This window comes from Chamaesiphon sp. OTE_20_metabat_361 (genome assembly GCF_031364565.1).
Window position 1 is genome coordinate 1 of record NZ_JANLWO010000061.1, and the last position, 5,804, is coordinate 5,804.

General features: G+C 47.2%; 9 protein-coding genes. 6 read left to right on the forward strand and 3 right to left on the reverse strand.

What is annotated here, in order from left to right; all coding sequences use genetic code 11:
• A partial coding sequence (locus RMO35_RS01615) for a hypothetical protein (protein WP_309738090.1) occupies positions 1 to 201 on the forward strand: 201 nt, incomplete at its 5' end.
• A gap of 111 nt (positions 202 to 312) precedes the next feature.
• On the opposite strand, the gene RMO35_RS01620 is transcribed toward RMO35_RS01615, so the two are convergent.
• Positions 313 to 534 carry a hypothetical protein gene (locus RMO35_RS01620; protein WP_309738092.1) on the reverse strand — a complete coding sequence of 74 codons (222 nt, stop codon included), beginning with the start codon at positions 532 to 534 and terminating at the stop codon, positions 313 to 315.
• Between the two features lie 18 nt (positions 535 to 552).
• Between RMO35_RS01620 and RMO35_RS01625 the strand changes: the two genes are divergently transcribed.
• Positions 553 to 939, forward strand: coding sequence for a hypothetical protein (locus RMO35_RS01625; RefSeq protein WP_309738094.1), 387 nt, complete (start codon positions 553 to 555; stop codon positions 937 to 939).
• Positions 940 to 1,001: 62 nt separating this feature from the next.
• Here the strand turns inward: RMO35_RS01625 and RMO35_RS01630 are convergent, their stop codons facing one another.
• Positions 1,002 to 1,379, reverse strand: coding sequence for a winged helix-turn-helix transcriptional regulator (locus tag RMO35_RS01630; RefSeq protein ID WP_396135584.1), 378 nt, complete (start codon positions 1,377 to 1,379; stop codon positions 1,002 to 1,004).
• 174 nt (positions 1,380 to 1,553) lie between these two features.
• Between RMO35_RS01630 and RMO35_RS01635 the strand changes: the two genes are divergently transcribed.
• On the forward strand, positions 1,554 to 2,165 hold the full coding sequence (locus RMO35_RS01635; RefSeq protein WP_309738098.1) for an NAD(P)-dependent oxidoreductase: 612 nt from the start codon (positions 1,554 to 1,556) through the stop codon (positions 2,163 to 2,165).
• Between the two features lie 261 nt (positions 2,166 to 2,426).
• Positions 2,427 to 3,044, forward strand: coding sequence for a glutathione S-transferase family protein (locus RMO35_RS01640; protein WP_309738100.1), 618 nt, complete (start codon positions 2,427 to 2,429; stop codon positions 3,042 to 3,044).
• A 213-nt stretch (positions 3,045 to 3,257) separates the two neighbouring features.
• Here RMO35_RS01640 and RMO35_RS01645 read toward each other — a convergent pair whose 3' ends face one another.
• The gene (locus tag RMO35_RS01645; protein ID WP_309738101.1) at positions 3,258 to 4,145 is read right to left on the reverse strand and encodes a LysR family transcriptional regulator; all 888 of its coding nucleotides are present in this window, start codon (positions 4,143 to 4,145) and stop codon (positions 3,258 to 3,260) included.
• Positions 4,146 to 4,303: 158 nt separating this feature from the next.
• Here RMO35_RS01645 and RMO35_RS01650 point away from each other — a divergent pair, with 158 nt between their 5' ends.
• Positions 4,304 to 5,038, forward strand: coding sequence for an SDR family oxidoreductase (locus RMO35_RS01650; RefSeq protein ID WP_309738103.1), 735 nt, complete (start codon positions 4,304 to 4,306; stop codon positions 5,036 to 5,038).
• Between the two features lie 89 nt (positions 5,039 to 5,127).
• Positions 5,128 to 5,804, forward strand: a 677-nt coding sequence (locus tag RMO35_RS01655) for an aldo/keto reductase (protein WP_309738105.1), incomplete at its 3' end; no start/stop codon positions are given.

Sequence of the window (5,804 nt, forward strand, 5' to 3'; positions counted from 1 at the left end):
AGTTATGTTTTCTTCTGGGCGTTATCAAAGCGAGTAGCTTCCTTTCCCTTGCTCCGGTATCAACATTGGAAATCCCAGAGCCGCGCTCGAATTATGACTACCGCCGCTCCAGTTGCCCGCATGACAACGACCTCCACCAGCGATGCCGCCAAGATCTTCGATCGATCGAAGGTCTTAAATGGATTCGGTAGACACAAGTAACGGCACTATTCTGCCATAAACACCAAGACAACTCACTAATTCTAAAACCATAAGATTCTGACAAATTTTCGTTAGAATCTGCAACTAGTCATCTCCAGAAAATAGTATATTTCACGTTAGTTGAGTTAGAAATGGTGGCGATACATAGTTATGGATTTTTAATGTTTTACGATCGAACGTACCGATTGTAGAACATTTATCAGCACACAATCGGGTTTTAAGTTGTCTGGAATATGCCCAATAATTTATCATCACTTGGTCGGCTAGCACTCCTAAAATTTGGAATGATTCTGGAATTTCAGCGTTGTGCGATGTATCATTCAATGTACACATAAATAATAGGTTCGATCGATGATTACACGTTCGCGCATTTTTGTCTCGTTAGCGTGGCTTCTTGGAACAATAATCGGGATTGGCGTTTTGGGGCTTAGTGCCACAATGGCACTTTCTGGCTGCTCTCGCAGCGCAAAGCTCAATATCATTAACCGCTCTACTGTCGAACTTACCAACGTCGTCGCCACTGGATCTGGATTTACTCAATCGATCGGTTCCATCCCCGTAGGCGAACAGCGTAACGTTTCCGTTAGTCCCAGTAGCGAATCTGGTCTGCAACTCGAATTCGATGCCAAGGGCAAGCATTTTGAATCAGTCCCTCAAGGCTATTTTGAGGGTGGCTCAAACACCAAAGTAACTGCAACTGTCTTACCTGATTTTAGCTTCACTATGAACACGAAATAATAAATTCTAAGTAAGCAGATGTTGAATCGCACTTGAAATAGAAAGAGATAGTCACTGCGATATTAGGTTTCTTGGCGATCGAATTGCATCCGTGCGGACTCGATCGCGCTCTGATGGAGATCGGCCCACGTCACAAGAGAACGCATCGGTTCGAGCAGCGATCGACCAAGATCGGTAAGGCGATATTCGACGCTCGGCGGAGTTGTTGGAAAGACTGTCCGCGAAATCAATCCGTCTCGTTGCAAATTGCGAAGCGTTTGGGTCAGCATTCTCTGAGATATATCATCCACCTCGCGGCGGAGTTCGCCAAAACGATGGGGACGTTGGGCAAGCTTTAGAATCAACAGAAAGCTCCATTTGTCGCCGATCCGATCTAGTATCCCTCGGATCGGACATTGTTCGTTGGCGAAGCCTATCTCTTGGATAATCTCCACCACCATTGGTTCCTTTGAAGTAACTAACACACTTGAATCTGCCTTCTTTACAGCCATTTGGAAACATCCTAATATTGGATTCAGCTAAAGTTACTAAACGAGACTTACATGCAATATTGCATCTTTTAGACTCAGCGGCAAGCTAGGCTGTCAAAATTTCCACTAAACAAGAAGGACAAAATGAAGATTGCAATCGTCGGTGCAACAGGCAATGTCGGCAAGCGGATTGTCGATGAAGCACTCCATCGTGGACACAATGTAACCGGAATCGCCCGCGATCCTTCCAAACTCAGCCCTCGGAACGGACTTACATTAGTCAAAGGTGATGCTAACAATCCCTCTAAGCTTAGTCAATTACTGGTCGGGCATGATGTCGTAATTAGTTCGATCGTGTTTCTAGACAGTGATATCGCCCTGCTCATCGAGGCTGTCAGAGCATCGGGAGTGAAGCGTTATTTAGTGGTGGGAGGTGCTGGCAGTCTGGAAGTTGCACCTGGAAAGCTGTTAGTAGACCAACCAGATTTTCCAGATTTTGTCAAAGCTGAAGCAACTAAAGGTGGGGAATATCTTAACTATCTGAGAGAGATTAAAGATCTCGATTGGACATTCCTCAGCCCCTCTGCACTGTTCACAGATGGAGAACGAACGGGCGTATTTCGCCTGGGGAAAGATGAATTGCTCGTTGGAATAGATGGCAAAAGTTGGATTTCTTACGAAGATTATGCAATTGCACTCCTTGATGAGATCGAGAATCCTAAGCATATTCAACAGCGGTTTACTGTTGGTTATTAGGACATTAAACCTGCTGGATCTGAGAAAGCTCTGCTACTGAACCTGACTTCGGGATGAGGATATTTGCTGCGTTCGAGTCCCGCCGCCGATTGAAATCGGGGCTAGCATTACAAAGTCCGCCTGCGCGGACTAGTTAATCAGTCCGCGCAGGCGGACTTTGCATCATGAGCAGAGACTTCTAGTCTCTAGGCTCTTCTTATCCCGAACTCAGGTTACTTACAAATCGAAGTCGAACAAATTCTGAGCTAAGGTGATACAACGATGATTAAACTATTTTCCGAGCCTGGAAGCTGTGCCCTTGCGGTTCATATTGTTTTGGAGTGGATTGGCGAACCGTATGAACTTCAACAAGTGAAACTAGGCGATCCTGAGTATCTCAAAATCAATCCGTTAGGACAAGTTCCAGCAATTATTGATGGTGACGGTGATGTAATGACTCAAGGAGATGCCATTCTCAAATATCTAGCTCGGAAATATCCAGCGGCTAAATTGGGCGATGATGGCACGTTGCAAGATGAGTACGATCTCAACCGCTGGATGGCTTTTCTGACGAGCGATCTCCACCCAGCTTTCGTGCCATTTTATAAACCAGAACGATACTCAATCGATCGAAACGAGCTTTCCAAACAAGCGACAAAAGAAGCATCTTATCAATTAATCGATCGGATGTATGAGTATTTAGATCGGCATTTAAATGGTAAAGAATTTGTAGTTGGAAATCGCCGCACGATCTCAGACGCTTATGCGTTTGCGATGATTCGCTGGGGAAATAGTTTGCCAAATGGGTTAACAAACTATCCAAATCTCGATCGTTTTTATCACTATTGGTACGAAGACTTGGCTGTAAAACGTGTTCTAACAGAGCAGCGTTTATCATAGAGCAGCCCAGCAAGTATATTACAATGAAATGCTGGGACATCAGCTTCACTCAATACATCCGATCGTTGTCAGACGACGCGCAGTAAAATTCGTTGTAGTTTAATTACTCAGACATCAGACACATATCCGTTATTCAAGTACCATATTTTTCACCTCGATTTAATTCAAATTTAGCGATCGAGACTCAATACGTTGGGTGATTCTCCATACATCTCAGACCCGTAAAGCGTCCACCAACGCGGCTAATGCCGACGGTGTTTGGCGACGGTTGGGATGATACAAATAGTAGCCACTAGCAGCCGGACACCACTCTGTCAGAACTCGGATCAGCCGCCCTTCGGCAACGTGAGCCGTAATTTGGTCTTCTAAGAGATACCCTAGCCCTTGTCCTGCCAAGGCAGCCGCTAGAATCAGCTCGCCGTCATTGAAAATCAGGTTGCCATCGACTCGGAGCTGAAACAATCGCCCATCTTGCTCAAATTCCCACAGATACAGTCCTTCGGATGTTGCAAATCGGTAATTGATACAGCGATGTTCGACGAGATCTTGCGGCGTATTGGGTAGAGGATGGTTGGTGAAATAGGCTGGCGATCCGACGACTGCCCAGTGCAGATCGTGACTTACCCGCACGGCAACCATATCTTTGGCGACCTTCTCCCCAAACCGGATGCCAGCATCATAGCGTCTCTCGATAATATCGGTTAGACCTTCATCGATCGTCATCTCGATGCGGATATCTGGATGTGCCGCGAGGAAATCGGGCATCATCGGCCACACTACAGAGATTGCTGCGTGTCTGGGCATGGTAATCCGCAGTGTTCCGGCAGGTTTATCGCGCAGCTCGCTGAGTGCGATCAGTGCGGTACTGATGTCCTCAAAGGCAGGACGTAAGGTTTGTAATAGTCGCGATCCTGCCTCGGTCGTAGAGACTTTTCGAGTCGTTCGCGCTAGCAATTGCAAGCCCAGACGTTCTTCCAGTGCCTTCATCGCATGGCTCAAGGCTGAGGCAGATATTCCCAGCTTTGATGCAGCGCGGGTAAAGCTCATCTCATCTGCTACCACTACAAATGCAGCTAAGTCATTAAGTTCGTCACGTTTCATTGCTGCACAAAATTCATAAACGTTTGCAGATTATAACACCTAGTTAATTAATCAAATCAGATCTATGCTTAATTTATGACCTACAAAGGGGCACGCGTTGGTGAAGCCTCTCCCCGCGAGAGAATCGAGCATTAACAAATTCAAGTAAAAAGAAAACCATGTTAAACGTCGAAAATAAAGTCATTACGATTACTGGAGCCAGTAGTGGCATTGGCGAAGCAACTGCCAAGTTACTAGCTGCAAACGGCGCAAAAGTAGTTTTGGGCGCACGGCGCACCGACAAGCTAGAACAGATTGTGAAAGAAATCCGCACATCAGGGGGGACAGCCGAATTCAAAGTAGTGGATGTTACGGATCGCCAGGATATGAAGGCGTTTATTCACTTTGCCAAAGATAAGTTCGATCGCGTGGATGTCATCTTCAATAATGCTGGAGTGATGCCCTTATCCCTGTTAAATGCTCTCAAAGTTGATGAGTGGGACAAGATGATTAATGTGAATATTCATGGCGTATTGAATGGCATTGCGGCGGTGCTACCAATTATGGAAGCGCAAGGTGGCGGACAGATTATCAATACTGCCTCGATCGCCGCACATCAGGTTGGGCCAACCAGCGCAGTCTATTCAGCGACGAAATATGCGGTGTGGGCGATATCTGATGGTCTGCGTCAGGAGTCAAAAAATATCCGTGTCACTATCATCTCTCCTGGTGTCGTTGAAACCGAACTTGGCTCTGACATTACGGATGAGTCAACAAAAGGCTTTTTGAAAGAACTCCGCAAAACTGCACTCAAACCAGAGGCGATCGCTAATGCGGTCTTATATGCTGTATCTCAACCCGATGATGTCGATGTCAATGAAATCGTCGTCCGTCCGACAGCCAGCGCATTTTAGGTATCGAATGCGATGTTCCATCTAGAGATTGTCTAGGAGATAGGCTCCGCCACTGCAACCGATCTAATTTTAGTTAGGAAAGAATCTAAATGAGTCTCAATACCCACCACACCCTCGGTCGATCTGGATTGATTGTTAGTCCATTAGCTCTGGGCACCATGACCTTCGGCACCCAGCGATGGGGTTCGCCCGATGAAATCTCCGAGTCGATCTTCAACGCTTACATCGAGGCGGGTGGTAACTTCATCGATACCGCCGACGTGTATGCAAATGGTCGCAGCGAAGAACTAATCGGCGGCTATATTACCGATCGTAAGTTGCGCGATCGATTAGTCCTCGCGACCAAGTATGGCTTTCACAACGGCGAACCAGGCAACCCGAATACTGGTGGCAACGGTCGAAAGAACATCCACCGCGCCCTGGAGGGATCGTTGCGTCGTCTCAATACCGACTATGTAGACCTGTATTGGATGCACGTTTGGGATAGCGTCACGCCCGTCGAAGAGGTGCTGCAAACCCTCGGCGACCTAGTACGGGCTGGTAAGATTCGCTACTTTGGTTTCTCGGATATCCCTGCTTGGTACGCCGTCAAGTCTGCCACGCTAGCAGCAGCGCATCATCTTCCCAGTCCGATTGCCATGCAACTAGCCTACTCCCTCGTCGAGCGCAACATCGAACGCGAACATCTCCCCGCCGCCCGTGAATGCGGTTTGGGTATCTGTCCTTGGAGTCCGCTTGCTGCTGGTTTCCTGACAGGCAAGTATCA